Below are 26472 nucleotides of genomic sequence, written 5' to 3'. Positions count from 1 at the left end.
ATCCTCAGGCAACTGATTTGGCTTCAAAGCGACAGACCCTATCACCGGAACACCAGCAGTCGATTTCCTTGGCGCTGAAATTTTTCCCGGTGTATTCAGAGAGCAGCCCGCTGATAAATCCCTCATCGTAGGTACAGATGGTTTCGTCACTAGCCGGCAGGCCGGAACAATCCAGATCTTCAGCAACCGTCAACATAAAGTTCATTTTTTCAAGATCAGCTTCTTCTATGCGTAAAATGCCGATTTTTAGCTTTTTTAGCAACTCCTGGAGCTCGACCACAAATGCATTAAAATCATCTTTGCGGGTGATCAACTCTTTGCAAAACTCTTTGCCGGCATGTTTGCCGGCCTCATAAAATATGTTATCTGCGGTTTCCGCATCGAATTGCTTGATGAGCACATCCCTGAGGGTAAACTGCATCAGCCGGTAAACGCTGACATCCATGGTGTTGCCGAGGTTGGGGCGCCCTTCCCCGATATTGCCAATCATGCTCCAATCGAATTTGAGCTCTTCTCTTTCTTCTTTGAACATATTTGCACCTCCTTATGCCGGCGTTTATGAAGATCATTCTACAATTTTATATTTTTCCCCTTGACCCATTTGGCTCATTAACGCGTTAATTTCCTGCTTGAGCTGGATCATCTTTTTTTCCCGCCCAAAGGCAACCTTGCTAAACCGCTCCAGTTCATCCACATTGCGTCTTAATTCTTCTTCCATCTGCTTGCGCTCGGCGATGTTGGTTGTCATACCAAATGAACCAACAACATTCCCTTCCTTATCTAAAAGGGGGGAGGCGTTCATCAAGCAAGGGACTTGCTGCCCATCGGATCGCATTAACGAAATCTCATACATACTATGGATGCCTTTTTTGCGCATCAGATTCTGCTGATGCACAATCTCCTTGTTTTCCTCATCGAGAAATTCAAAAAAATTCCGGTCGATGATCTCTTCTTTTGTCAAAGCCAGAATTTTGCACATGGCGTCATTGACTTCCATCATATTGTCATCAGGATCATTAAGCCAGAATCCCTGGGCGGTGGTTTTCAGGATGGTATCAAGCCGCTCTCTGCTTTCGCGAATGGCTTCTTCAGCTTTCTTTTTATCGGTAATATCATATCCTTCAGGGACCAAAAGAATTACCTTCCCTGAGTCGTCTTTGATAGGGCTGATTGAAAAGTCTACGAAATGAATTTCTCCGTCCGGATCCGGATGAGTTGTTTCCTCGCGTATGAATTCCCCACCGGCCGACCGTTTTATAGCGCCCTGCAACCACGTCTGGAGCTCCTTTGAGTGGGACCACCATGGCCCTTTCCAGAAGGCCTGGCCAATGATATCCGTCTCGCTGATGCCGCCCATTTCCAAAGCTGCTTTATTTACCCGAATGACAGTTCCGTCGGGTCTCATTAACCCGATCAACCCAAAGGTATGATCGAGAATGCCGGTGATTTGCTGTTCACGCTCCATTATGGCTTTTTCGGCCTTCTTGCGCTCGGTGATATCCTGGGCAAAAATGGCAACCCCCATGATAACATCGTCTTTATCCCGAACCGGATAATAAATATTATGAAATATCATTTCGTCCCGAACATCTTCAAAATCTTCAGGCTCACCGGTTTGCAAAACCTTTTCAAAATGTGCTTTCCGCAACGTGCGTACATTTCCAGGTAATAGATCAAAACGGTTGGTTCCGATGAGTTCTGCCGGTTTTTGCTGCAGTCTGTGCGCGGCGGTCTGGTTTACGGCAATTATGATGCCCTCTTTATCCAGCAGAATGAGAGATTCCTGGGTGGCATCCAACAGCCCTCGCGCAGTTGCTCTGCTTTCGAACAAAGCCTGCTCGACCTCTTTACGTTCGCTGATATCCAGCATCGAGGCCAGGACATTTTGAACGGAACCATCTTCATTGCGCACGCAAGTGACCGTCATGTTCGCATACACGATCCCGCCGTTCTTGCGGATGAAACGTTTGTCCATGGCGTAGTCGTCAATCTCACCGGCCATCATTCGCTCGAAGTTTTTCAAATCCGCTGCTAAATCGTCCGGGTGGGTCAGCTCAGCCCAGGTCATTTGGCGCAACTCGTCCAGGTTATACCCCAGCATCTGCTGTAACTGGCCGTTAACCTCTATCCACCCCTTATCCGGTGCGGTGACGGTCATACCGACCTGGCTGTGCTCAAAATAACCCCGAAAACGTTCTTCGCTCTCCATTAGCCGCGCCTGGTTCTCTTTCAGTTCAGCGGTTCTTTGCTCGACCCGAAATTCAAGCTCGTCATGGGATTTTTGTAAAGCGCGACTGGCGCGCTCCTCAATGAGCACCGCAAACGCCAACGAGCCCAGGGCCAACAAAACCGTAATCCCCAGCACGCTCAGGATCACCGTGCGTGTTGCAAAATAGGGGCCGAGGGCATCTGCTTCATCAATTTTGGTGGTCAGCCCGATTCCTAATTTATCATCCCATAACCAGGCGCCGTAAACCGGCACACCCCGGTAATCGCGGTATCCGGTCACATTCAGGCCGGCTTTTCCTTTGGTTGCTTCTTGGGCCATCAGGGTCAGCGGCTGCTGATATCTGGGAACCGCTGCAGAATAGCCCCTGGTCAAATCACCGCCGGGATCACGTACGCTGACCGCTAGAATGCTGCTTTCGTTTTTACCGAGCAGCCCAGCCCGACGCAAATCATCTTCAAAACGACTTTCGGAAAGCAGCTTGCCATAGCGGCCGAAAGCATAAGTTTCGCCGCTTTTACCGATGCGCCCCAGTTGAATCAGTCGGGTAAATTCCCCGGAAGGATCGATTTGCTGCGCAACGACGGCAATAATTTTTTCCTGGATATTTTTCACGGGTGCTGCCAGAAACATGGTTGGCGTATTTTTCGGCTTACCGTTAGAAGATGCTTTCAAAGCCTGATCAGACCATATCGGAGGCACCAATACAGCCGAACCCTTGAAAGCCTGGTTGAGAAGATCCAGGGCCTGGTTGGCAATCACGTTCTTGGCCCCGATGTTGCCATCACGCATGGTTGCGATATTGACCAAATCCGGGGAAATAATAAAAAAACTGCCGGCCTGCCCGAACTGATCACTTTTACTCCTGAAAAATTTACGCAATTTCGGTAAAGTTTGGCTTTTTAACAAGGTGTCTTTATTGCGGGGGACTTTTAGCTGGTCCTCGACCAAGGTCATCAATGTCGCGTCATTTGCGGTTTGTCTGATTTGGAATTTGTTGGATTCCACCCACAGGTTCAGGGACTCGTGGGTGGTTTGTAATACGATTTGCAGAGCCTCGCCGGTATCGGCTTGAATTTTAGCTTTGATCCGCTCAAGAGCGAACACGGCCAGAACAGTCACCAGTACAAGAAATCCAATGGCTAAAAGAAGCAGGATGCCTAATTTTTTAATGGATCCGATTTGAGATGCTTGGCGATCTTTTATGAAACCCTGCAGCAGCAAGCGGGACATAATATGCCTCAAGATAAAACGCAATTGGATTCGATCTACAAATTTTAGCTATGTCTAAAACACGGTTCAGAGCCACCTATGCCCTACCGCGTGACTTTGTTTGAACATTTCTGGATCACCACCGGGATGGAATACTTTGTATTTGTTTATTCGGAATCTGTAATAGATAATTGGGAAGCTGTGCACTAAATTTAGGATAAATGAAATGGGTGTTTAGGTTATAATATCCCCATTGCGCATCATACGAACTAAAAAACCGATCTGAAAATCGTTTAATTACAATAGGTTCGATATTTATCCACAAAATAACGCATCTAAATCAAATAATAATTTGAAAAACTGGTAGTATCCTAGGTTCAGGTATCCCGCCTTCGCTAAAGCGACGGCGCGGCAAGCAGGTGATAAATGTAAGGGTCAATGAGGGGGACTAACACCTGAAAACGATAATCCTTACAATTTAACAGATTTGGAAATCAATTTGTTGACTGCTTGTCCAGGCCAGCAGCCAGAAGCGAGAAGCCAGCGGCCGTAAAGTGGCACCTGACACCTGAAACCACCGGATAATCAAATATGATGCCGAAAAGCTGGTAAATAAATTTAAAAAAAATATGAATTCGGCCATATAAGATTAGCTATCATTGCGTTTCGGCCGCCAATACAGCGGCGCCAAACGCAGTGCCATATTCAGGTTCATCCGGGATATAGATGGTATCGACTTTCAATTCTTTTTTAAGCGCGGATATAAATCCGGGATTGTACCCCACACCACCGAACATGACGATATCTTCATTGATCCCGATGCGACGGACGATGGAAGCGATTCGGCTGGCGATTGCATCATGGATGGCTTTGCTGATCTCAGGCTTGGCGGTATTGGCGTGGATCAGGTTAACAACATCTGATTCGGCAAAAATGACGCACTGGGCATTCATGGGGATGTCTTTGTCCGATTGAAGGCACAAGGGCCCCATTTCTTCAACGGTCACATCAAGCGCCCGGGCCATGCCTTCGATAAATGTGCCGGCGCCGGCCGCGGATTTCTCATTAATCGCGTAATCCACCACGTTGCCGTGTTCGTCAATTTTGGCCGCCCGACCCTCTTCGGCACCGACATCGATGACGGTGCGGGAATTGTGAAAGAAAAAATGGGCGCCTTTGGCCATGGCCTTGATGTCACTGATGGTATCATCGGCAGTTTTTACCGCCCACCTGCCGGATCCGGTAACAGCAATTCTTTGGACATCGGCACGTGAAATGCCGGCATCCTCGGCTGCCTGCTTTAGGGAATCTATAACGGCTTTATCTTGATCATAGCCGGTGGTGAGCATGGCTTTGCCGATAATCTGACCTCGTTGCAAGATAATCGTTTTTGTGTTTTTGGCGCCACAATCAATTCCTGCTGTTATCATTTCAATTACCTCCGCTAAATAGAAGTGTTCAAGCGCCAAGTTTTAGAAAGGATGACATAATAATATAGCCTTTTATTGATTTTTCAATTTCTGGGCGCTGCAAGCGCACCGGTTGTATTTAGATATTAGCTGGAATTTGACTAATTTGACTGCTGAATGAGGTCAAGGAAAAAACGGATAAACAGCCTTCCAGGGCCTGGCTATCCTGTTTGAGACTGCACGGGTATGCCCTCATGGGGCTGGTAGGCGTCCACAGCTTGGACCCGTGTTGAAATGGTGAATTGATCGGCAAAACAGCGGCAGCGCCGAGCAGGAATCCATCGGTGGATTTTAGCGCGCCGTGAATTGTGATATAATGCCTTGTCAAGCCTGAGATTATGTGCTACAAAACGCCTGTTCCGCCTCAGGAATTTAATTCAAGAAGGGAAAAAACAGTTTATGTCCGAGAAGCATCCTGAATGTCCGCTTTATAATCCTCTCAACTGCAAAGAATATTACAATCCGAAATTGTGCGCATTTGTTAGAAAAGACAAAGACTGTTTGAAGAAAAAAAAAACCAAGGCCAAAGCCAAATCTAGTCAAGCCCGTCGCTAAAGATCACACCCTTCATCAAGCATGACCCGCTCTATCGGAAAGCAACCTCGGATCAATGCCCATCTTCTTGACAGCCTCTTTCCAACGATCTTCAACCGGCATCTTAAAGATGTTGTCTTCGAACACCGGATACGTCAACCAGGCATTTTGCTTAATTTCGGCTTCCAGCTGACCCGGACCCCAACCGGCGCAACCAAGAGATATAATAAATGCTTCCGGACCTTTATCCGATGCTATCGCCTCGATAACATCTTTTGTATTGCTCAGGGCAACCTCAGGGGTAATCTTTAAAGAGGCCTCCCAATCAAATGGGGGACCATGCAGCACAAAAATTTCAGCAATATGGACCGGACCGCCGAGGTGAATCGGAATTCGTTCGGCCCCGGGCGCGCAATCGATGTTGAGCTCTTCAAAAATATCCTTTGCCGTTAGGGCATGATGGACCCGATTGATGACCACCCCCATGGCGCCATCAGCGTTGTGTTCACACATACAGGTGACCGTCTGGTGAAAATTAGGGTCTACCAGACCGGGCATGGCCATCAGAAATTGTCCTTTTAAGAATCCCTGGTCGCCCGAATCTTTCATGCTTTTCTCCGTCGTGATCCGCTGCAAACGCTGGCGCTGTAACGCCTCTGCCTATTTTAGGGTTGGATGAATGTAAACAAATGCCTGTGGTGTTTGCCGGCGAACAGTAACGTTTTTGCAGATAACAATATGAAGTGCAAAGGTGCGCTAACGGGCGGCAATGACATAAGGTTTATCCGGCTTTTCACCGAGCAACTCATATACTTTCATATCGCCGAGCTCCTGAGCAAGGTCGCTTGATGTCTTGATTTCGCCGACATGAGGCCGAGTTCGCGCCGCTCGTAGCGTATTTTCGCTGATTAATATCCCATTCGGAAACGATTTTGTCAGGTTCTGTAACCTGAAGACGGTGTTGACGGGATCGCCGATTACCGTATAGTCCATTTTTTGTTCAAAGCCGATGTTGCCGACCACCACTTCACCGGTATGGATGCTAATGCCCATTTTGACGGTGGTATCAAATTTGCGCTTCAAATATCGATTGACCGCATCAAGGGATTTTTTCATTTCAAAACCGGCAGCGATAGCATTATCCGCATCCTTGGTACTGGACACTGGCGCTCCAAAAAGGGCCAGAAAACCATCGCCTAGGTATTTGTCCACAATGCCGGAATGTTTGAAGACAACGCCACCCATAACCGAGAAAAAACTGTTGAGAAGCGAGACCGTTTTTTGCGAGCCGATCTTGCGGGAAAGATCAGAAAAACCCCGAATGTCAATATTAAGCAGGGTCAGGGTTTTCAATTCTTCAACCACCGGCTTTTCATTTTCGGAATCATAAATAATTTTATCCAGAACTTCTTTGGGGACAAACTTCTGGAACATGTGCCGAATATCGCGCTCTTGTTCAGCCATGCTGACGGTTTCTTTGTAAAGCCGGGCGTTTTCCAAAGCAATACACACCGATGTGGCAATCGATTGCAACAAATCTTTGTCATCGGTATCGAATTCCCCGTTTATTTTATTGAGAACCTCGATAACGCCAATGACCTTGCCCTGTGATACCATGGGCACGCAAAGTGCAGACTCGGTTTTAAATCCTGTAGACTCATCCACCATCGGAAAAAAATGAGGGGATTTTTCAATCTCGTTGACCAGTATGGATTTGCCTCTGGCAGCCACGTAACCAGCAATCCCCTGCCCGATTTTGAGGCGAAATTTTTTCATGGATTTGATCTTGATATTGAAGGCAACCGCAACCTCTAGTTCATCACTTTCCAGGAAAAGCAATGAACCGGCTTCGACATTCATCACCTCGCGAATCATATCCATCGTGTATTTTAAAACCTTACTGATATCAAAAGTTGACGACGCGAGTGCGCTGCCAACCTGACGAATGGTATCCAATTCCTGGTTTCGTTTGACGACCGCAGCTGACAGCCGGTTGCGCTCAATTGCCAACGAAAGGCCATTGGCAATCCAGGTAATGAGCTTGTGCGCATTGTAAAACATATTGGCATCGTGTGCGGCTAAGGCCAAAACCCCGGTGACGCTGCCATCACTTTTTAAAGGAGCCAACAGACAGGCGGTACAACCCTGATCGGCAAAAAGCTCACGATCTAGCGCATTGGCCATCGAACAGGTATTATCCACCAGCAGACTGCTTTCCTGCTTGAATACTTTGCCCAGAATGGAGTCTCTGATGGGATAACTGGTGCCTCTGACCAGATTTGAGGGACCGCTGATGAGCAAATCGAAAATCTTTAAATGCCCGGGCTGTGAGTCATCCTGGGTCAGCACGAAGGCCAGGTCAAACGGAACGACGCTTTGAAGCTCATTAAGAACCGCATGCAGCAATTCGGTGTCTCTGAAGCTGGACGTCAGAATTTTAAATATTTTTTCAATAGATCTTAGGTGCAGCGCGTTGCGATCATTTTCTTTTAGCAGACGCAAATTTTCATAGGTAAAGGCCGCATTGCTCAACAAAGGGGTCAGAACCTCAACATCCTCTTGGGTATAAATGCGATCCTGTCGCGAGGAAATGGTCAGAACCCCGAAAATCTCCTTGCTGGTTTTGATCGGCATGCAGACAAAGGACTTGGTGCCATAGTGGGCCAGATTGGCTCGACCGAAGCGATTGTCCCTTTCGATATCTTCGACAACGAGCGGGGACTTGTTGATAACGGCATATTTGGCGATGCTGGTTTCAAAATCAATACGGTCGCCGGCTTTGACAAATTTTCCCAGACCTACGGTGGCTTTGACCACAAATGTCTTGGGTTCGACTTTGTTGACGGTCAGAATCGATCCCAGGTCCGAGTTGGTCAGCATCAGCGCACGCTCGAGGGTTATGTGCAGGATCTCTTCAGCATCAAAAGTAACATAACATAATTCTGACAGCTCTTTTAATATGGATATTTCAGAAGCCTTTTTCTCAAGGGCATGAAACGTGTTACCAAAACGCTGTTCAATGGCGCTAAAAGACTGCACAATGTTTTGCAGCTCATCGGTGCCCGAGGAAAGCGTGTCATCCGGAAAGTCTCCCAAATAATTGGATGACATCTGCTCGGATATATTCGAAATTTTATCGAACAATTTCTTTAGTATGGAAAAACCGGCAAACGAAAAAATCAGGATGCCCAAAAAAAATAAAGGGACATACTTGTCCGAAAGCATGTCGTATTTTATGCTAAAAAAGATAAATCCCAGAACCGGAAAGAAAAAGAAAAGGCCAAATACCAGGTTCAGTTTCGTATATAAGTTTTTTTTCTTCAAATATCCGTCTCCCAGCCGGCTGCGGATCGCCCTTCACAGCTCGGCGTGCTTTTGATGAAAGCAGTGCTCAATCGTTGATAATATACCTAAACTATTTATATTATAAAAATAAAGTTTCTTCAACCCATAAGAATTCAACGGCCCGGCGGTTGAAGGTGCCTTGCATGCTACCGAATCATACGGCATTTCGAAGGGGTATCTTGACATACCTGCCCGCCTACCGTAAAGGGTAAACTTATTCTTAGCTGTTGGTTAGGCGGTCAGATTGTGAGATAATACGTTAAATAGGCTGACAAAATAGCCTTTTCTGAAATTTTACTAGCTTTTTCAGCAAATTATAGGCCTCTGTATTGAAAGCATAATCGGGATGGCGACCCATGCGTGCTGTTATTCAAAGAGTTGAGCAAAGTTCGGTTAAAGTCGATGACCAGATTGTAGCCCAAATCGGAAGCGGTTTACTCATATTGCTGGGGATTGCCAAAAACGACACTGCCCAGGATGCCGATTATCTGGTTAACAAAATTATTCATCTCAGGATTTTTGAAGATGCGAAGGGCAAGATGAACCGCTCGCTGTTGCAAACCGGTGGTGAGCTGCTGGCGGTTTCTCAATTTACCTTATTGGCGGATTGTCGCAAAGGCAGACGGCCTTCTTTTATCGAGGCGGCTGAACCCGAGAAGGCGACTGAACTTTACGAGGCCTTTGTTGAGAGGGTGCGCCACCACGGTATCAGGGTGCAAACCGGTCATTTTGGCGCTATGATGGCAGTCGCTTTAGTCAATGACGGCCCGGTAACCATTATTATTGAGAGCCCACAGTAGCGACCGCCGACATGTGAAGCCGCAGTGGATCAGTTTAGAGCAGAAATTCAGTCTTTTGTTAAAATCATGTGGTATTCATTTGATTAAAGATAGTTTGGCCCCACGACAACGGTATTTTTAAAGCCCATGAGTCGATTCGTTATTTTTCAAGCCAGGCTTCACAAGCATCGAGTGGTTGCATATTGTCTGCAGCGGCTCATCTTCCTCGTGCTTCTCGCAGCCCCCGTCTCTGGGATGGCCCAGAATTTTTCTGAACTGGAAGCCTTGATCGGGCAAAATGATTCCATTTTGATCACCGATGCCCAGGGTCAAATCCTATTTTCGAAAAATGCCGACAAAAAGCGAATACCAGCCTCGATTTTAAAAGTATTTACCTCCCTGGTGGCTTTGCACTATCTTGGGGACAATTACCGATTTCCGACCGAGTTCTATTTGGATCAGCAATCAAATCTTATAATCAAGGGGTATGGCGATCCCCTGCTGATTTCCGAGAACATTGCAAAAATCTCACAGATCTTGGCAGTCCTTTTAAAAACATCAAACCCGCTGAACGATCTGATTATGGACGACTCCTATTTCCAGCAGCCGTTGACCATTCCTGGAATTACCTCATCAGCCCAACCTTATGATGCTCCCAATGGCGCACTGTGTGTCAATTTCAACACGGTGGCCTTTAGACGCACCGCAAAGGGGTATGTCAGTGCCGAACCCCAAACACCCTTATTGCCCTCGGTGATCAAAAGAATCAAGGCCTCAAAACTTAAAGCCGGCCGCATCGTTTTTTCCCATCATAAAGACGAAATATCGCTCTATGCCGGCCAGCTTTTCCAATATTTCTTGAAACAGCAGGGGGTGCGCTTCAAGGGCAAGATCAAGCTGGGAAAAGTTGATACGGAAGTTGACCGATTGGTATATCGATATGAATCCGTTGCATCACTCGATCAGAATGTTGTCAGACTTTTGGAACATTCCAATAATTTTATGACCAACCAGGTGTTAATCGCCACCGGCGCCCATATCATCGGATCTCCGGGCACCCTTGCCAAAGGGGTCACCATCGCAGGCGATTATGCCGAAGAGGTATTGGGCTTGGCGGACATGAAGATTGTCGAAGGGTCTGGAATATCCCGTGACAACAAAGTGTCAGCCAGTCAAATGGAACGTGTTCTGCAAGAATTTTTGCCCTACCATTATTATATGCGCCGGGCGGGCAGAGAATATTACAAGACCGGAACGCTTTATGGTATCAGCACGCGCGCCGGTTATATCAAAAGAGCCAACGGTAAGCTCTGCCGCTATGTGATCATGCTCAACAGCCCGGGCAAATCCACCGAGCCCATAGCTTTAAGGCTTCTACGCATCCTCGATTAATCCTCATCAACCCATTTGACTTCATATTCTATCGTTCGCGCATTGCTTGATGCGTTTTCTCTCAAAACCGTATTGAAAATTATGGGGGATAGTGAATTCGAAGATATAAGAGAATTATAAAAACTAAATTTGGCTTTTAAAGGAGGTATTTTGTCGATGAGCAAGGCCGCACAAGGATTTCAGCTCGAGGCGTACTTGAAGTACGTTGAGGGCTGAAATCCGCGGAGTACACCGCTCATCGGGAAAATAACCATTTAAAAGTCAAATTATTAGTCGCTGGTGATATGCGCGTAAGCGCTGTGGTTGTGGATGGATTCAAAATTTTCAGCGCTGACTGAAAACCAGGTAATATTGTCGTCTTCTTTTAGTTTCTTGGCAATATCGCGGACAATATCTTCTACAAATTTGGGATTCGCAAAGGCCGTCTCGGTAACGCTTTTCTCATCCGAACGCTTCAAAACAGAGTAGACATCGGTGGAGGCGGTTGCCTCGACCAATTCAATCATGTCTTCCATCCAGATGAATTTTCTAAAGCGGGTTGCCAGATGCACCTCTCCGCGCTGATTGTGAGCTCCGGTATCGCTGATTTCCAATGAACAGGGGCAAACGGATGAAATCGGCACGATGACTTCAGAAACCAGATCGATTTTGCCCTCTGGATCACTGGTGCCGACAATGCGGCAGGTGTAATCCATCAAACCTGGAGATGAGCTGACCGGTGCTCGTTTTTCGATAAAATAGGGAAAAGTCACCTCAATGTGTGCGGAGGCAGCATTGAGGTGTTTTTTCATGTTGGTTAATATTTCCGAAAATTTTTGCAGTGAAATCTCCGGCTGCAGAAGATGAAGCATCTCGACAAACCGGCTCATATGGGTGCCTTTATACTCATGGGGCAAATCGACATACATGTTGATAGTGGCTACTGTGTGTTGAGTGCCTTCCCGGCGGTCGCCTACGGTAATCGGATATCGCAAATTCTTAATCCCCACCTTATCAATGGGGATATTGCGGTAATCGCGTTGGTTTTGGGTATCTTTCATGTCATTTAAGAAGATAGGCTGTTTTAATCCGACTCATCGCTCTGAAGATATTGCCCTTTATCTTCGGGTTATTGCGATAAAGCTGTTTTAGCATCGTTTTTATCTCCTGCCGCTTTGAGTTGTTGGCTGAAGGGCACGGATTGATAAATTCGGGAAATTTCCGCTCCCGGGCAAGATCTCTGATGAGGTCCTCATCGGCATACGCCAGTGGCCGGATTATCGTGAATCTGTCCTTGAATATCGTTTGGGAAGGCAGCATCGTGCTGACTTCGCCTGCATAGCAGATATTTAAAAATAGGGTCTCGATGATATCATCTTTGTTGTGACCCAAAGCCAGTTTATTGCAATCCAATTCCTCGGCAATTTCAAACAGCCGTTTGCGACGCAAGCGGGCACATAAGAAACAGGGATTTTCGCGATTGCCTGAGCTGTGACCTACGACACCATAATCAGTATGTTCAACCCGCAAACTGAAACCCGCGTTTGCGCTGTATGTTTGCAATGCCTGACTAAACCCGCCTTCAAAACCCGGATCAATATGAACAGGAAACAATTCAAAATGAATCGGTATGCGCGGCAAGCGCTCGGCCAGCATCCACATCATCGTCAAACTATCGGCACCACCGGAAATGCCGACAACAATGCGATCGCCGTCCCGCAGCATGTCATAACGATGCACGGCTTTACCCACAGCACGGTTTACTGCTTTATATTTAGGGCTACCTTTTGGCAAAAGGTTTTAGGTTTCGGCTTCCTCAGTTTCGTCTGTATCAATCGGCACCAGTTTTCCGGCTGCCGCCTCCCTCAGGGCCACAACGATATCTTCATTTTTGGGAGAACTGACCAGGTAATCCGAGCCTTCGCGAATCTGCCGAACGCGCTGAGAAACAATGTTGACCAGTAAAAATCGATTGCTAATTTTCCGAAGACAATCTTCGATCGTAATTCGTGCCACGTAGACACCCTCCATTAAAAAATGTTTTATTTGTTAGATTGGTCTCATTGGTTCGTTTTTGCAAACCGCAATAAGAAACAGCAGAATTTAACAAATTTAACCAATCAAACCAATTGAACAGATTATAATATTTCAACAAGCTCGTATGTTCGCCTGCCGCCGGGCACTTGAAGCGAGAGTTCATCACCCGGTTTGCGTCCGATAATAGCCCTGCCTAGCGGTGATGAGACGGATATGCGTCCATTTTCAATGTCAGATTCATCCGGGCCCACCAGTTGATAGCTGACATCTTCGCCGGTTTCTATATTTTCAAGGACAACTTTGCTGCCGAACACAGCCCGGTCTTTGGGCAATTTATCGGTTTCAATAATATCAATATTGGCCAGTTTGAATTCCAGGTCATTGATGCGCCCTTCGATAAAGCCCTGGCGATCTTTGGCAGCAGCATATTCGGCATTTTCACTCAAGTCACCGTGGGCCCTTGCTTCTTCAATCGCTTTTATATTTTGTGGGCGCTCAACCTTTTTCAAATTTTCGAGCTCTTTTTTAAGAGTCTCAAAGCCTTCTTTTGTGACGGGAATTCGTTCCAATTTCATACTCCGAACCCAGTTGAGTGCGCATCACTCAATTGGGTGTTATTGGTTAATGGTTTAATAGTTATTTAGTTCCTGAATTTCTAAAATTCTTATAAGTATTCTTTCGCAAGGATTTTAGCAATCTGAACCGTGTTGGTGGCCGCACCCTTTCTGATGTTGTCCGCCACTATCCACATATTGATGCCGTTGGGAACTGATTCATCCTGGCGAATGCGCCCGACCAAGGTTAAATCTTGCCCGGCCGCATCGGTTGCTAGTGGATACACATTTTGGTCAGGGTCGTCCATGACTTTAACTCCGGGCGTGTTTGCCAGCAGCGCCTTGACTTCTTCTGCGGATACCGGTTCATGGGTTTCAATGTTAACGGATTCAGAGTGGCCAAAGAAAACCGGTACCCGAACCGTTGTGGCCGTAACTGCAATGCTGTCATCCTCCATAATTTTACGGGTTTCATTGACCATTTTCATTTCTTCTTTTGTATAGCCGTTATCCATAAATTTATCGATGTGTGGCAAACAATTAAAGGCAATGCGATGCGGGTAAACGCTGCTGTCGTAATCAAGAAAGTTAATCATCGCACGGGTTTGGTCCAAAAGTTCATCAATAGCCTTTTTGCCCGTACCCGATACGGCCTGGTAAGTTGAGACCACGACGCGTTTGATCCCGAATTTTTGGTGAATCGGATTCAGGGCAACGACCATCTGAATCGTCGAGCAATTCGGATTGGCGATGATGCCCTTTTGCGTATACTGGCCAATGGCATGGGGGTTGACCTCGGGCACAACCAACGGGACCTGCGGATCCATCCGCCAGGCGCTGGAATTATCAACAACCACACACCCGTCCTTGAAAGCAGCTGGGGCATAGGTTTCACTGGTACCGCCACCGGCTGAAAAAAGCGCAATATCGATGCCCTTAAAGGAATCCTTATTAAGCTCCTGGATGTCGATCAGATCCCCTCTAAATTTGAGTTGGCGGCCGACAGAGCGTTTAGAGGCCAAAAGGGCAACGGATTTTATCGGAAAACCCATTTCTTCGAGACAACGAATCATCTGATTGCCCACGGCACCGGTAGCGCCGGCAACTGCAATGTTAAATTTTTTTTGAGCCATACTGCATTCCCCCAGAATAAGCAATTGACGATTTTAAGATAGCTGACTGCGGTAACATGAGGTGCATGCTATAGACCGCTTTTTTCAATATAATCAACGACCAGTTCTCCAATTTCGCTGGTTGAATACCCCATTTGGCCGGCCGCAACATCTTTGATATCCTCTCGCAAAACTTTGGCAACACCCGCTTCAACGCACAAGGCTGCTTTTTTTTCACCGATGGTATCCAGCAGCAGCTGGACCGCTAAGATGGCGGCAATCGGATTGATCTTTTGCTGCCCGGTGTACTTGGGGGCTGAGCCGCCAATGGGCTCAAACATCGAAACCCCGGCCGGATTGATGTTGCCGCCCGCGGCGATCCCCATGCCACCTTGAATCATTGCACCCAGATCGGTGATAATATCACCAAACATATTGTCGGTCACAATGACATCAAACCATTCCGGATTTTTGACCATCCACATGCAAAGCGCATCCACATGGGCATAATCGGCTTCAATATTCGGGTATTCTTTGGCAACTTCATAAAAGGTTCTTTCCCAAAGATCAAACGCATAGGTCAACACATTGGTTTTGCCACACAAGGTGATTTTGCGGTCTTTGTTGCGTGCTTGGCAATATTCAAATGCAAAGCGAATGCAACGCTCCACACCTTTGCGCGTATTAATGGATTCTTGGATAGCAACCTCGTCCGCGGTGCCGTGCTTTAAAAAACCACCGGCACCGGTATATAGGCCTTCGGTGTTCTCACGAACCACGACAAAATCAATATGCTCAGGCAACTTTTCTTTGATCGGTGTATAGACACCTTCATATAATTTAACGGGGCGCAAGTTGATGTACTGATCTAACGCAAACCGGGTTTTGAGCAAAATACCCTTTTCCAGAATGCCGGGTTTTACCTCTGGATGGCCAATGGCACCCAAAAAAATGGCATCTTTTTCGCTGAGCGATGCGAGCTGCTGTTCTGAGATGGTTTCACCGGTTGCCAGATAATGATCACCACCGATATCATAAGTGGTTAGTTGACACTCGAAATTATATTTAGCCGCCACTGCTGCTAAGGTTTTCAATCCTTCTGCAACAACTTCAGGGCCAGTCCCATCGCCGGGGATGACAGCAATGTCATAGGTCTTTGTCATGCCGCTACCATTTCTGTTTTACAAATGTTGATATGAGTTATAAAAAAACCGCCGATTCACAGATACCTTCCTAGAATCCGGCGATGATTGAAAAATCAATTTACTTACGGCCTCTTAAGAAAGAAAGCGCATATCATCACGTTTGGTTCAGCTTGCCTCAAGAATGAGCTCAGACAAACTGCCCGATCAAGGAGGTTCCCGCCTTTACCTTTTCACCAACCGTCACCTTGACATGCGTGTCTTCAGGCAGATAAACATCCAGCCTGGAACCAAAACAAATCAATCCGTAACGCTGTCCTTTTACCAAATCCATTCCGGGCTGTGCATAGCATATGATTCTTCGGGCAATCAAACCGGCAACCTGGACAACGCATATCGGTGTGTTATCCGGAGTTTGCAGGAAAACAGCGTTATGTTCATTTTGCGAGGATGCTTTATCCAGATTCGCTGAAAAAAATTTACCGGGTTGATGACTGATCTTTTCGATGGCACCGTCAAAAGGAATACGATTTACATGAACGTTGAAAACGGACATGAAAATGCTGATTTTTTTACAGCGACCATTGAAGAAAGGCGTATCATCAATGGTCTCCACGACAATAACTTTCCCGTCGGCCGGTGAAACGATGCCTCCCGGTTGATTGGGAATAACCCGATCCGGATCTCTGAAAAAGCCACAAAAACTAAATGTCACCACAACGCCGATCAACGTTGCCGTGGTCATATCCAGCAGCGCAAAAATCAAAGTGACAAATGCCGCCGCTAATATGAGCGGATAGCCGGCTTTTGCCACCGGAAAGGCCGTCTGACCCGGTGGATCAGACCATGAATATGTCTTCATCTAATCGTTATCCCAAGTGAAAGCCACGCCAACAATTGACGCCGTCAGTCTGCTCAAATTTAAAATGTATTTCATAACAATATCCATATGGATTGTCAATAATTACCACAAGATGATCGTAAACAGCGCAACGGTGATGGACACCGCTGATGGTTTCATCATTTAACTGTATTTGCTGGATGCGGGGCACGCCTTCAGCAGGGCTAATGCGGTGATTATCATTGGTCGTTTTTTGGCATGACCGGATACGGGCTTTCAAAAATTATTTTTGGGCGATTTGATTTGAGGTCTGGCGGCAACGCTTAACTCCGCATCGGATTTGCGGATATATCGCGGAACCAAGTCAGCAACGCCATCGGTATCACTGGTTTTGAATCGATTCATGCTTAAAAATGCAATGCTGGATGCCTTGATCAGATTCTGGTCATCAGGCATGAAATGCGCATTGGGGCCCATTGATTTTTCGATGGTTTGTCGATAAAGCTGCGCACCACAGCCGACAAATATACAGGGTTCTTTAATTTTTCGAATAAATGCTTCCGGTGCTGATGCCATAGCAGGTGTTTGCTCAACCAGACAGTTGTCGATGAAACGGTAGGTCGCACCATAAATCTCCGCCTTGCGAGCATCCAGCAACGGGCTAATTAAAATGTTTCGATGTGCACATTGCCAGGCAAGGGTTTCAAGACTGGAAATGCCAACGACCGGTTTATCCGTCGCCAACGCCAAGCCTTTTATAGTACTGATTCCGATCCGCAGTCCGGTAAATGAACCGGGTCCGATGGTAAGGGCAAAACCGCCGAGATCGTCAATGTGCAGTCCGGCAGACTCTAAAACCGAATCGATCATCTGCATCAAATGCTTCGAGTGCGTTTGGTTTTTGCGTGTTGTCAATTCAGCGTATGTGCGCCGCTCATCCGTAATGGCAACGGAGCAGCTGGCTGTGGCTGTATCGAGCGCAAGTATTTTCATAAGTATCTAGTTCATGCCGGAGTGATTTATTTGCTTTTGGTTTTGGCCCGCTTTGAACGCGCATTTAATTTTGGCCCAATGATGGCCTGCCTGACCACTTCCGACATGTGCTTTACCGGTATAAATTGAATTTTGCGTTTTAAGGGTTGCGGAATTTCAACCAGATCCTTTTTGTTTTTAGCTGGTATGATGACCGTTCGGATTCCGGCCCGCAGCGCACCGAGCGCTTTTTCTTTTAAGCCGCCAATGGGCAAAACCCTGCCCCGTAACGTAATTTCACCGGTCATGGCTACATCGCTGCGCACGGGTCTATGGGTGAATGCCGAAATCAATGCTGTCGCCATGGCAATACCGGCTGAGGGACCGTCTTTGGGGATCGCGCCGGCCGGCACGTGGATATGAATATCGCACTGATCGATTTTTTTATCCTTCACGCCCCATGACGCCAGATTGGCCCGTGCATAGCTTAATGCCGCCCGGGCAGACTCCTGCATAATGTCCCCCAACTGACCGGTCACAATTAATTCCCCTTTTCCATTGATCAAAGACGCTTCAACATACAGCAATTCGCCTCCGGCCTGCGTCCAAGCCAAGCCAGTGGACAAACCCACCTGATTTTCTTCCCTGTCCATTTCAGGGCTATATTTGGGAATACCCAGATATTTGTGCAGATTGCCACGGGTTACGCTAAATGGTTCCTTTTGCTGCTCGGCAATTTTGCGGGCAACCTTACGGCATACAGCAGCAATCTCCCTTTCAAGATTGCGCAAACCGGCCTCGGATGTATACTCGGTTATCATCTGTTGCAATGCACCGCGGCTAACTGAAACGGATCGACGCTTGAGTCCATTTTCTTTAACTTGTCGCGGTATCAGATATTTTTGGGCGATAACCATTTTTTCTTCTTCCGTATATCCCGACAACGAAATAACTTCCATGCGATCCAACAAAGCAGAGGGAATGGTGTCCGTTAGATTTGCCGTCAGAATAAACATCACTTTGGAAAGATCAAAGGGGATGTTGAGAAAATGATCACTAAAAGCCATATTTTGCTCTGGATCCAGAGCTTCCAAAAGAGCTGCCGAAGGATCACCGCGGAAATCGGCGCCTAGTTTATCAATTTCATCCATCATAAAAACCGGATTATTGCTACTGCATTGCTTTAAACCTTGCAGGATACGACCGGGTAGCGCCCCAATGTAAGTGCGCCGGTGGCCCCTGATTTCCGCTTCATCGCGGATACCTCCCAAAGAGATACGAATGAATTTACGTTTTAATGCCCGCGCAATTGATTGACCCAGAGAGGTTTTGCCGACACCGGGTGGGCCGACAAAGCACAATATCAGTCCTTTCATCCTAGGATTCAATTTGCGGACGCTCAGATACTCAAGAATCCGATCCTTAACATTTTTTAAACCATAGTGATCCTTTTCAAGAACTGATTTGGCTTTGTTGATATCAAAGCTATCCCGAGACGATTTGTGCCATGGCAGCTCCACCAGCCAGTCCAGATAAGTTCGCGAAACAGTTGCTTCCGCAGAATCCGGGTGCATCTGCTCAAGACGTTTGAGTTGCTTGATGGCTTCTTTGTCTGCTTCTTTGGGCATCTTGGCGCGCTTGATCTTTCGGCGGTAATCTTCAACTTCAACTGTTTTGTCATCTTGCTCGCCCAGTTCTTTGTAAATCGCCCGCACTTGTTCGCGAAGGAAATAGTCACGTTGCGATTTTGAAATCTCATCTTTGACATCGGATTCAATTTTGGCCTGAACGGTTGAGAGTTCAAGTTCTCTGGAAAGCAGATCGTTTACCTTTTTGAGACGTCTAACCGGATCAATGCACTCAAGAAGTTGCTGGGATTCTTGAATTTTGAGCTTTAAATTAGATGCCGCCAAATCCGCCAGCTTGCCGGGATCTTCAATACTTTCCAAAATGGCGCTGATATCACCGGAAAGTTCACCTCGTAACGAAAGGATTTTTTCTGTATGTTCCCTAGCCGTTCGCATCAGGGCTTCTATTTCCAAATTTATTTCTTCAACAAACGGCTCTTCAACTTTATCAATTTTAACCCGATAAAATGAGCGTTTCCTCAAGTAACGTACAATTTTAGCCTTAGCCACACCTTGCACCAACGCTTTAACACGACCATCGGGCAGCTTTAACATGCGCAGGACGCGACTGACGGTGCCAACTCTATAAATTTCGTCAGCAGTAGGATTTTCGATTGCCGGATCCTTTTGCGTCACCAGCATCAAAAAACCATCTTTGGCCACCCCTTCTTCAACCGCACGGATCGATCTGGTGCGACCGACAAACAGCGGCATCACCATATCACTGAAAACAACGATATCTCGAACCGGCAACATGGGAAGTGTTGATGGAATGTCCGCATTGGAGCTGTCTTCTTCAATCAGACTGATGAGGTCATCTTTATCGCTTTGAGCCATTTTTGCTCCTGAGCATTGAACTAAAATTTAAGCTTGGCTTTATTTTGCCGAAAATAATTCTAATTCAGCAACTTAAAACCATCTGCAATGTAACTCGTTAATGTAAGCCTTAATTTTTCTTTGACAATGTCCAGTTATATTTTTTATGAACTACTGGCTTAAATAACAACATAATGGCGTTAACCGTTTTTTAAAGACCCACCATACGGAGGGTGCATCCAGAAAACGGTTGGCTGAATCGAGTTAACTGCCGATTGCAGACCAACACTTAACCCAACGGGACTGATAAGTGATGAGCGCAAATTATTTAATTGAGTTGTGCGTTTTTCTTTTTGGCATTTGTATCGGAAGTTTCTTAAATGTATGTATCTACCGGCTTCCGGAATCGAAATCAATTGTCCACCCGCGTTCGATGTGTCCGGGCTGTGGTACCCTGATCCGTTTTTACGACAATATACCGATTGTTAGCTACATCCTCTTGAGAGGAAAATGTCGTCATTGTGAGGCACGCATCTCTTTTCGCTACCCGGTTATCGAATTTATCAGCGGCATATTTGCTGTGGGCGTATTCTGGAAATTTGGTTTGGGTTTTGAATCTCTGATTTACTATACTTTCATTGCCACTTTGTTGGTCATAACATTTATCGACATTGATCACCAAATCATTCCGGATGTGATTTCCTTACCGGGAATCCCGCTCTTTTTTGCCGCCAGCCTTGCCCTGCCAAAGGTGACCTGGATTGAGTCCCTGCTGGGCATATTGATCGGCGGTGGCAGCCTGTGGCTTGTCGCTCAATTGTATTATCTGCTGACCCGCAAAGAAGGGATGGGTGGCGGTGATATCAAGCTTTTGGCTATGATGGGAGCCATTATCGGTTGGAAGGGGGTTTTATTTACCATATTTGCGGCTTCGGCCGTCGGGACCATCGCAGGCTTGCTTGTCATTTTAAAGGCTGGAAAAACCATGAAGCTCAAGATCCCATTTGGTCCATTTCTGGCCATTGGCGCCATCACGTATATATTTTTCGGTCCCCAATTGATGGCCTGGTATTTTAATCTGCTGCGGGCTTAGCTATAAATTTAAATGGCATGCCAGCCCATGTCAGTATATCAAGGAAACGATGGCCAAGTGATCAAATTATCTCAGCATAAGCCCACTAGCGAATGCACATCAATGCGCATTCAGGTGGACGCCGGATTTTAGGTGAGGCGTTGCCAATGAAAATTGCCATTATTTCCGATATCCACGGTAATAAGGAGGCCCTTGAACAAATTTTGGCTGAGATCGATAAGATCGGTATCGATGACATTATTAGTCTGGGCGATCATATTGGATATGGCCCGGAACCGGAACGTGTCATCGAACACATCCGCCAACGCAACATTTGTGCAGTACAGGGTAACCATGAATTGGCCTTAATTCAACCCACCTATCTGGATTGGTTTAACCGTGCTGCCCGTAAATCATTGAATATCACCCGAAGATTATTGTCATCTCAATCCGTCGACTATATAAAAACCTTAAAAACCCACATTATTGCGCATGGATGCCGCTTTGTTCATGGATTTCCGCCGGACTCTGTTTTGACCTACCTGTTCCAATTGCCCGAAGAAGCAAAAATTTTAGCGTTAAAAAAATTAAAGGAACAACGTTGCTTTATCGGTCATACCCATACTCTGGACATTACCAGTTACGGCCGGCATGGTTTTGAAAGCGGTCGGCTAAAGAAGGGCCTCAACCAGCTGAACGCGCGACAAAAGCATATCATCAGCGCCGGCAGTGTCGGGCAACCCAGAGATGGAAACAATCAGGCAAAATATATTATCTGGGACTCTGAAGAAGATACGGTTGAAGTCAGGTCTGTGGCGTATGATATTGAAGCGGTTGTTATGAAAATGAAGGCCATCGGTCTTCCGCCAGAACACGCTAAACGCCTGTGGTAAAATCGCTCTTCCATGAGAAACATAAGTCGTTTTAGTAAAACGGACATCCAATGAATCGTAAACCGAAGTAAGGTTGTAATGCAGTGTTACAATACTGAAAATACCAGTGATATCAATTCATCCTGAATATAAAAACAAACAAAACCGACTTAAGGCCGTTAGATTTTATTCGAGTGCAGGGCGCAATTTGATTTGAAAACGGAGCGTATATTTAAATACGCGAGTATTTCAAATCGAATTGCTGAACACCTTAGTATTTTTAAGAAAAGATGTGAAATCCCGCATTTTGCGGGGGAACACAGCACTCGGATAAAAGATAATGGGCCAAAGCCGGTTTTTAGTTTTTTATGGCCTCCCCTAGCTCTATCCCGATATCTAGCGCCTTGCGATTCATATCCAAAAAATCGGCCGGAATACGGTTTTCCAGTGCTTTCATGATGGACTCGGGTTTAACCAATTCTGTTATGGCAATAACAGCCCCGAGCATGCAAATATTGAAAACGATGGGTTTGCCGATTTTATCCATAACGCTTTCATACATCGCAAGTTCTTTTTGCTGGGCATCAACCTTTTTTTCGGTTTTTACATAGCGTGTATCGCTGATCAGCAAGCCGCCCGGCCGAATAATCGAGTAAAATTTATTGTAAGCGTCCTGGGTCAGACAGACGAGCACATTGGGCTGGATCACTTTGGGATAATGGAGAATCGTATCGGATATAATAATGTCCGAGCGGGTTGCGCCCCCGCGGGCCTCAGCTCCATAGGATTGGGATTGGACTGCATTTAGCCCGTCGTGCAGCACTGCTGCTTCGGCCAGGATAATGGCTGCGGTGATAACACCTTGTCCACCCGAACCCGAAAATACCATTCTGCATCTTTCCATTTTTAACGACCTTTCATTACCTTTTGAACCATCTTGTCGTATTCGTTGCAATATTCCGGTTTTTCTGTTTGCACAAAAATACCACGCTCAATCAGATCCGGGTTCTCTTTTTTGGATTTGGAGCCGATCGGAGTCGTATGTTTCTTGAAATAGGCGATCATGTCTACCGCATCACCGGCTTTGTTTTTACGGCCAAAGTACGTGGGGCACTGGGAGAAAATTTCCACCACTGAAAAACCTTCATGCAATATGGCTTGTTGAATGATATCAGTCATTTGCTGAATGTGATAGGTTGTGGTTCGCGCCACAAAAGTGGCGCCGGCTGCTTTGGACAGCTCCACAACATCAAAGCTGGGGTCAATGGTTAAATAAGGGGCGGTCGTCGCGCGAACATCTTCGCCCGATAATGGCGAAAACTGTCCACCGGTCATTCCGTAAATGCGGTTGTTCATGACAATGGCGGTTATATCGATATTGCGGCGCGCCGCATGAATAAAATGATTTCCGCCAATGGCCAGGGCATCGCCATCTCCCATAGGTACAATCAAATTGAGCTCCGGACGGGCCATTTTTACACCGGTTGCAAAAGCCAAGGCCCGGCCATGAATCGTATGCAAGGTGTGAAAATCTACATACCCGGTAATACGCGATGAACAGCCGATACCCGACACCATAACAATCTCGTTTCTGCTCAGACCCATTCTTTCGATTGCCTGCAGCATACCGTTTAAAACCATACCATGACCGCAGCCCGGACACCAAAGATGCGGAAAAAATCGTTCTCGCAAATATGCTTTTATCGCCATATGGTTAAACCCCCTTACCTTGGATCAACCGCAGAATATTCATGATATCAGCGGGTCTGATAAAGACGCCATCAATGCGATTGGCCAGAAACACCTTATCCGGCTGATCCACTGCAGCTTTTACGGCCTGCAGTATTTGACCCATGTTCTGCTCGACCACGACAACCGATTGGGCGGCAGCACATTTTTCGCGCACGATATCATAAGGAAACGGCCAGAGTGTCTGCAATTCCAACAAGCCTAGCCGCTCGCCGCGGGATCGTCTTTTTTCCACGATATGCCGGGCCGAGCGCGCCGACGATCCATAGGAAACCAGCAGATGCTTGGCGTCCTCGATATAATATTCCTTGTAGCGGGCGAGCTGATTGGTCCGGTTTTCGATTTTATCGACCAGATGGCGCAGCAAGCCGTGCACCGCCCTTGGTTCACTGGACGGAAACCCCCACATATCATGAAAAAGTCCGGTGACGTTATATCGATGAACACCACCAAAATCAGACATTGGCAAGCGACCATCTTCACGGGGCAGGTACGGATGATAATCAACACCTTCTTTGACGGCGGTTTTTAATCGTTCCACCAAGGGCATTTCGCCGCGTTGTGGAACCACAAGACGCTCACGCATGTGGGCCACAACTTCATCGAGAAGCAATATAACCGGCGTCCGATAAATTTCAGCTAAATTAAAAGCTTCAACTGTGAGTGCGAAAATGTCTTGATGATTGGACGCCGTTAGAGCGATGATGGCATGGTCACCGTGCGTTCCCCAACGGGCTTGATTGACATCGCCCTGACTGCCGTGGGTTGGCAATCCAGTAGAGGGCCCCCCGCGCTGCACATTGACGATCACACAGGGTATTTCTGCCATAATGGCATAGCCTAACGCTTCCTGCATCAATGAAAAACCCGGACCGCTGGTGGCAGTCATCACCTTGCAGCCGGTCAAAGAAGCGCCAATAATAGCACATACGGATGCGATCTCGTCTTCCATTTGCAAAAATTTCCCCCCGAGCTGCGGTAGACGAAAGGCCAATAATTCCGTGATTTCCGAAGATGGCGTAATCGGATAACCGGCATAAAAATTTAGCCCTGCATACAAAGCGGCTTCTGCACAGGCTTCATTGCCTTGAATAAATTTTATATTTTCGCTCATCGTATTGCCTATTTTTCAGTTTCGATTTCAATTGCGATATCCGGGCATCGGAGCTCACACAATCGGCAACAGATGCAATCTTTGGCACGGACAACACTGACTTTTTCTTGATCATCTATTGCCAGAACTTTTTTCGGACAGAGCGCCACACAGATGCCGCATCCTTTGCACCAGGTTTTATTGATGTTATGCTCTTTTAATTTAGGCTTTGCCATTTAGGATTCCTTACAGATCTAATAACGTGATATTATACTTAAAAGATTTTTTTTGCAAACGCTCAAAATTATGGGGTTTGGGGATACATGTCAAGTAAAACCAACAAATCAACCGGTCGAACTTTGACAACAGCACACTATATTTAATATGCTTAAAAAATAGCCCAGCAACTATAGCGAGTGATTCAGAGGTTAAATTAGAACCAACGACCATAGGATCTGGCAACCCGGAGGGCAATCAAACATTGAAAAAAATCCTGCTGTTAACAGCCATTGTCATGGTGTTGATGATCGGTGGTGTCGCATTCTTTTTGCTACATCTGCAGCATTATGCTCAGACACCTGCCAACCAGACATCCGAAAATACAGTCATCACCGTACCAGCCGGCCAATCATTTAATACGACCACCGCGGCGCTTGCCAGCAGCCGCATCATTAAAGATCCATTTAAGTTCAAAATCGTTGCCCGTCTGAAGGGATATGACAAAAAGCTCCAAGCCGGAGAATATGTATTGTCGGCAGCCATGTCACCGATACAGATTCTGCAAAAAATGGCTACCGGAGAAATCAAGCTCTACAAGCTGACGGTACCAGAAGGACTTAATCTTTACCAGATCGCCGATCTGGTAGAAGCGGCCGGTTTGGCCCCCAAAAACAGTTTTGTCGCAGCAGCCACCAACGCCGATTTGGTGCACCAACAAAATCTGCCTGCCAAAACCTTCGAAGGCTATCTGTTTCCGGAAACCTATTTTTTCCCCAAAAATGTACCTACCAAAACGATCATCGTCACCATGGTAAACCGCTTCCGGCAGATATTTAATGCCGCCTGGCAACAAAAAGCCCAACAGCTGGGTTTTTCAGTGCACCAAATCGTCATTCTGGCATCGGTTATCGAAAAAGAGACCGGAGCGTCTTTCGAGCGGCCGATCATTTCATCGGTTTTTCACAATCGTCTGAACAAAAAAATGCGACTGGAATCAGATCCAACAGTCATCTATGGAATAAAGGACTTTGATGGCAATTTGAAGCGTAGGCACCTTGAAACCCCCACTCCGTATAACACTTACAAACTCAGCGGTCTGCCGGCCGGCCCCATCGCCAATCCCGGGAAGAAATCACTGGAGGCTGCCCTCTATCCGGCGGACACTGACTACATTTACTTTGTATCAAAAAAGGACCAAACCCATCAGTTCTCCACAAATTATCAAGACCATCATCGTGCTGTCCAAAAATACCAGCTGCGGCGCAAATCATCGGCGAAAAGAAAAAACTAAAATGAACAATTAGATCGCTGCTGGGTATCCTGTGCACTCGAAAGCTCCCCATCTACTCGCCTTGACATTGGGACCACTAGAAGCTAGCTTATAGCTAAAAATGATAGACCACCAAAAAACGTGCTGGGTGGTATCGA

The 26472-nt window shown here is 46.6% G+C and carries 23 protein-coding genes; 5 read left to right on the top strand and 18 right to left on the bottom strand.

Annotated features, from left to right (window positions below; genetic code table 11):
- Positions 1–4 precede the first annotated feature (4 nt).
- The 5 genes from QNJ26_07410 to QNJ26_07390 all read right to left on the bottom strand — a co-directional run bounded on the left by QNJ26_07410 (position 5) and on the right by QNJ26_07390 (position 8766).
- On the bottom strand, positions 5–532 hold the full coding sequence (locus QNJ26_07410) for a 4-vinyl reductase (GenBank protein MDJ0985355.1): 528 nt from the start codon (positions 530–532) through the stop codon (positions 5–7).
- 33 nt (positions 533–565) lie between these two features.
- On the bottom strand, positions 566–3460 hold the full coding sequence (locus QNJ26_07405) for a PAS domain S-box protein (GenBank protein MDJ0985354.1): 2895 nt from the start codon (positions 3458–3460) through the stop codon (positions 566–568).
- A gap of 635 nt (positions 3461–4095) precedes the next feature.
- A complete protein-coding gene (locus tag QNJ26_07400; protein ID MDJ0985353.1) occupies positions 4096–4869 on the bottom strand; it encodes an acyl-CoA dehydratase activase in 774 nt (257 codons plus the stop codon).
- Positions 4870–5478: 609 nt separating this feature from the next.
- The gene (locus tag QNJ26_07395) at positions 5479–6051 is read right to left on the bottom strand and encodes a YqgE/AlgH family protein (GenBank protein MDJ0985352.1); all 573 of its coding nucleotides are present in this window, start codon (positions 6049–6051) and stop codon (positions 5479–5481) included.
- Positions 6052–6198: 147 nt separating this feature from the next.
- Positions 6199–8766 carry a GAF domain-containing protein gene (locus QNJ26_07390; GenBank protein ID MDJ0985351.1) on the bottom strand — a complete coding sequence of 856 codons (2568 nt, stop codon included), beginning with the start codon at positions 8764–8766 and terminating at the stop codon, positions 6199–6201.
- A gap of 377 nt (positions 8767–9143) precedes the next feature.
- Here QNJ26_07390 and dtd point away from each other — a divergent pair, with 377 nt between their 5' ends.
- Together dtd and QNJ26_07380 are read left to right on the top strand one after the other, a co-directional pair.
- Positions 9144–9587, top strand: coding sequence for a D-aminoacyl-tRNA deacylase (gene dtd / locus QNJ26_07385; protein MDJ0985350.1), 444 nt, complete (start codon positions 9144–9146; stop codon positions 9585–9587).
- A 234-nt stretch (positions 9588–9821) separates the two neighbouring features.
- A complete protein-coding gene (locus QNJ26_07380) occupies positions 9822–10958 on the top strand; it encodes a D-alanyl-D-alanine carboxypeptidase (protein ID MDJ0985349.1) in 1137 nt (378 codons plus the stop codon).
- A gap of 269 nt (positions 10959–11227) precedes the next feature.
- Here QNJ26_07380 and folE2 read toward each other — a convergent pair whose 3' ends face one another.
- From folE2 to lon, 9 genes are all read right to left on the bottom strand, one after another.
- The gene (gene folE2 / locus QNJ26_07375; GenBank protein MDJ0985348.1) at positions 11228–11998 is read right to left on the bottom strand and encodes a GTP cyclohydrolase FolE2; all 771 of its coding nucleotides are present in this window, start codon (positions 11996–11998) and stop codon (positions 11228–11230) included.
- Position 11999: 1 nt separating this feature from the next.
- Complete coding sequence (locus QNJ26_07370) at positions 12000–12689, bottom strand: ATP-binding protein (GenBank protein ID MDJ0985347.1); 690 nt, start codon at positions 12687–12689, stop codon at positions 12000–12002.
- A 48-nt stretch (positions 12690–12737) separates the two neighbouring features.
- Positions 12738–12953 carry a DNA-directed RNA polymerase subunit omega gene (rpoZ, locus tag QNJ26_07365; protein ID MDJ0985346.1) on the bottom strand — a complete coding sequence of 72 codons (216 nt, stop codon included), beginning with the start codon at positions 12951–12953 and terminating at the stop codon, positions 12738–12740.
- A gap of 122 nt (positions 12954–13075) precedes the next feature.
- Positions 13076–13543: a transcription elongation factor GreA gene (gene greA, locus QNJ26_07360; GenBank protein ID MDJ0985345.1), complete on the bottom strand. Its 468-nt coding sequence runs from the start codon at positions 13541–13543 to the stop codon at positions 13076–13078.
- Between the two features lie 95 nt (positions 13544–13638).
- Entirely contained in the window at positions 13639–14661 is a 1023-nt protein-coding gene (locus QNJ26_07355) for an aspartate-semialdehyde dehydrogenase (protein ID MDJ0985344.1), read from the bottom strand.
- 68 nt (positions 14662–14729) lie between these two features.
- Positions 14730–15803, bottom strand: coding sequence for a 3-isopropylmalate dehydrogenase (locus QNJ26_07350; GenBank protein MDJ0985343.1), 1074 nt, complete (start codon positions 15801–15803; stop codon positions 14730–14732).
- Positions 15804–15972: 169 nt separating this feature from the next.
- On the bottom strand, positions 15973–16644 hold the full coding sequence (locus tag QNJ26_07345; protein MDJ0985342.1) for a phosphatidylserine decarboxylase family protein: 672 nt from the start codon (positions 16642–16644) through the stop codon (positions 15973–15975).
- Between the two features lie 255 nt (positions 16645–16899).
- Positions 16900–17616 (bottom strand): tRNA (adenosine(37)-N6)-threonylcarbamoyltransferase complex dimerization subunit type 1 TsaB, encoded by a 717-nt coding sequence (gene tsaB / locus QNJ26_07340; GenBank protein MDJ0985341.1) that lies wholly within the window; start codon positions 17614–17616, stop codon positions 16900–16902.
- A gap of 26 nt (positions 17617–17642) precedes the next feature.
- Positions 17643–20060: an endopeptidase La gene (gene lon / locus QNJ26_07335; GenBank protein ID MDJ0985340.1), complete on the bottom strand. Its 2418-nt coding sequence runs from the start codon at positions 20058–20060 to the stop codon at positions 17643–17645.
- Positions 20061–20352: 292 nt separating this feature from the next.
- On the opposite strand from lon, the gene QNJ26_07330 reads away from it, so the two are divergent.
- Both QNJ26_07330 and QNJ26_07325 read left to right on the top strand, forming a co-directional pair.
- Positions 20353–21132, top strand: coding sequence for a prepilin peptidase (locus tag QNJ26_07330; protein MDJ0985339.1), 780 nt, complete (start codon positions 20353–20355; stop codon positions 21130–21132).
- Between the two features lie 146 nt (positions 21133–21278).
- Positions 21279–22004 carry a metallophosphoesterase family protein gene (locus tag QNJ26_07325; protein ID MDJ0985338.1) on the top strand — a complete coding sequence of 242 codons (726 nt, stop codon included), beginning with the start codon at positions 21279–21281 and terminating at the stop codon, positions 22002–22004.
- A 337-nt stretch (positions 22005–22341) separates the two neighbouring features.
- On the opposite strand, the gene QNJ26_07320 is transcribed toward QNJ26_07325, so the two are convergent.
- The 4 genes from QNJ26_07320 to QNJ26_07305 are packed head-to-tail and all read right to left on the bottom strand — an operon-like array spanning position 22342 to position 25061.
- Entirely contained in the window at positions 22342–22887 is a 546-nt protein-coding gene (locus QNJ26_07320; GenBank protein MDJ0985337.1) for a 2-oxoacid:acceptor oxidoreductase family protein, read from the bottom strand.
- Between the two features lie 2 nt (positions 22888–22889).
- Positions 22890–23693: a 2-oxoacid:ferredoxin oxidoreductase subunit beta gene (locus QNJ26_07315; GenBank protein ID MDJ0985336.1), complete on the bottom strand. Its 804-nt coding sequence runs from the start codon at positions 23691–23693 to the stop codon at positions 22890–22892.
- Positions 23694–23697: 4 nt separating this feature from the next.
- Complete coding sequence (locus QNJ26_07310; GenBank protein ID MDJ0985335.1) at positions 23698–24846, bottom strand: 2-oxoacid:acceptor oxidoreductase subunit alpha; 1149 nt, start codon at positions 24844–24846, stop codon at positions 23698–23700.
- An 8-nt stretch (positions 24847–24854) separates the two neighbouring features.
- Positions 24855–25061 (bottom strand): 4Fe-4S dicluster domain-containing protein, encoded by a 207-nt coding sequence (locus QNJ26_07305; GenBank protein MDJ0985334.1) that lies wholly within the window; start codon positions 25059–25061, stop codon positions 24855–24857.
- 245 nt (positions 25062–25306) lie between these two features.
- Here QNJ26_07305 and mltG point away from each other — a divergent pair, with 245 nt between their 5' ends.
- Positions 25307–26335: an endolytic transglycosylase MltG gene (gene mltG / locus QNJ26_07300; GenBank protein ID MDJ0985333.1), complete on the top strand. Its 1029-nt coding sequence runs from the start codon at positions 25307–25309 to the stop codon at positions 26333–26335.
- Positions 26336–26472 lie beyond the last annotated feature (137 nt).

It is taken from the genome of Desulfobacterales bacterium, assembly GCA_030066985.1.
Classification (GTDB): domain Bacteria; phylum Desulfobacterota; class Desulfobacteria; order Desulfobacterales; family JAHEIW01; genus JAHEIW01.
The sequence above is the reverse complement of the archived record's forward strand: the minus strand, read 5'-3'. Positions and strand labels throughout refer to the sequence as shown.

Excerpts from the sequence above, each read along its gene's own strand:
- QNJ26_07410 (MDJ0985355.1), bottom strand. The coding sequence starts at position 532 with ATGTTCAAAGAAGAAAGAGAAGAGCTCAAATTCGATTGGAGCATGATT.
- QNJ26_07405 (MDJ0985354.1), bottom strand. The coding sequence starts at position 3,460 with ATGTCCCGCTTGCTGCTGCAGGGTTTCATAAAAGATCGCCAAGCATCT.
- QNJ26_07400 (MDJ0985353.1), bottom strand. The coding sequence starts at position 4,869 with ATGATAACAGCAGGAATTGATTGTGGCGCCAAAAACACAAAAACGATT.
- QNJ26_07395 (MDJ0985352.1), bottom strand. The coding sequence starts at position 6,051 with ATGAAAGATTCGGGCGACCAGGGATTCTTAAAAGGACAATTTCTGATG.
- dtd (MDJ0985350.1), top strand. The coding sequence starts at position 9,144 with ATGCGTGCTGTTATTCAAAGAGTTGAGCAAAGTTCGGTTAAAGTCGAT.
- QNJ26_07380 (MDJ0985349.1), top strand. The coding sequence starts at position 9,822 with ATGGCCCAGAATTTTTCTGAACTGGAAGCCTTGATCGGGCAAAATGAT.
- folE2 (MDJ0985348.1), bottom strand. The coding sequence starts at position 11,998 with ATGAAAGATACCCAAAACCAACGCGATTACCGCAATATCCCCATTGAT.
- QNJ26_07355 (MDJ0985344.1), bottom strand. The coding sequence starts at position 14,661 with ATGGCTCAAAAAAAATTTAACATTGCAGTTGCCGGCGCTACCGGTGCC.
- QNJ26_07350 (MDJ0985343.1), bottom strand. The coding sequence starts at position 15,803 with ATGACAAAGACCTATGACATTGCTGTCATCCCCGGCGATGGGACTGGC.
- QNJ26_07345 (MDJ0985342.1), bottom strand. The coding sequence starts at position 16,644 with ATGAAGACATATTCATGGTCTGATCCACCGGGTCAGACGGCCTTTCCG.
- tsaB (MDJ0985341.1), bottom strand. The coding sequence starts at position 17,616 with ATGAAAATACTTGCGCTCGATACAGCCACAGCCAGCTGCTCCGTTGCC.
- lon (MDJ0985340.1), bottom strand. The coding sequence starts at position 20,060 with ATGGCTCAAAGCGATAAAGATGACCTCATCAGTCTGATTGAAGAAGAC.
- QNJ26_07330 (MDJ0985339.1), top strand. The coding sequence starts at position 20,353 with ATGAGCGCAAATTATTTAATTGAGTTGTGCGTTTTTCTTTTTGGCATT.
- QNJ26_07325 (MDJ0985338.1), top strand. The coding sequence starts at position 21,279 with ATGAAAATTGCCATTATTTCCGATATCCACGGTAATAAGGAGGCCCTT.
- QNJ26_07320 (MDJ0985337.1), bottom strand. The coding sequence starts at position 22,887 with ATGGAAAGATGCAGAATGGTATTTTCGGGTTCGGGTGGACAAGGTGTT.
- QNJ26_07315 (MDJ0985336.1), bottom strand. The coding sequence starts at position 23,693 with ATGGCGATAAAAGCATATTTGCGAGAACGATTTTTTCCGCATCTTTGG.
- QNJ26_07310 (MDJ0985335.1), bottom strand. The coding sequence starts at position 24,846 with ATGAGCGAAAATATAAAATTTATTCAAGGCAATGAAGCCTGTGCAGAA.
- QNJ26_07305 (MDJ0985334.1), bottom strand. The coding sequence starts at position 25,061 with ATGGCAAAGCCTAAATTAAAAGAGCATAACATCAATAAAACCTGGTGC.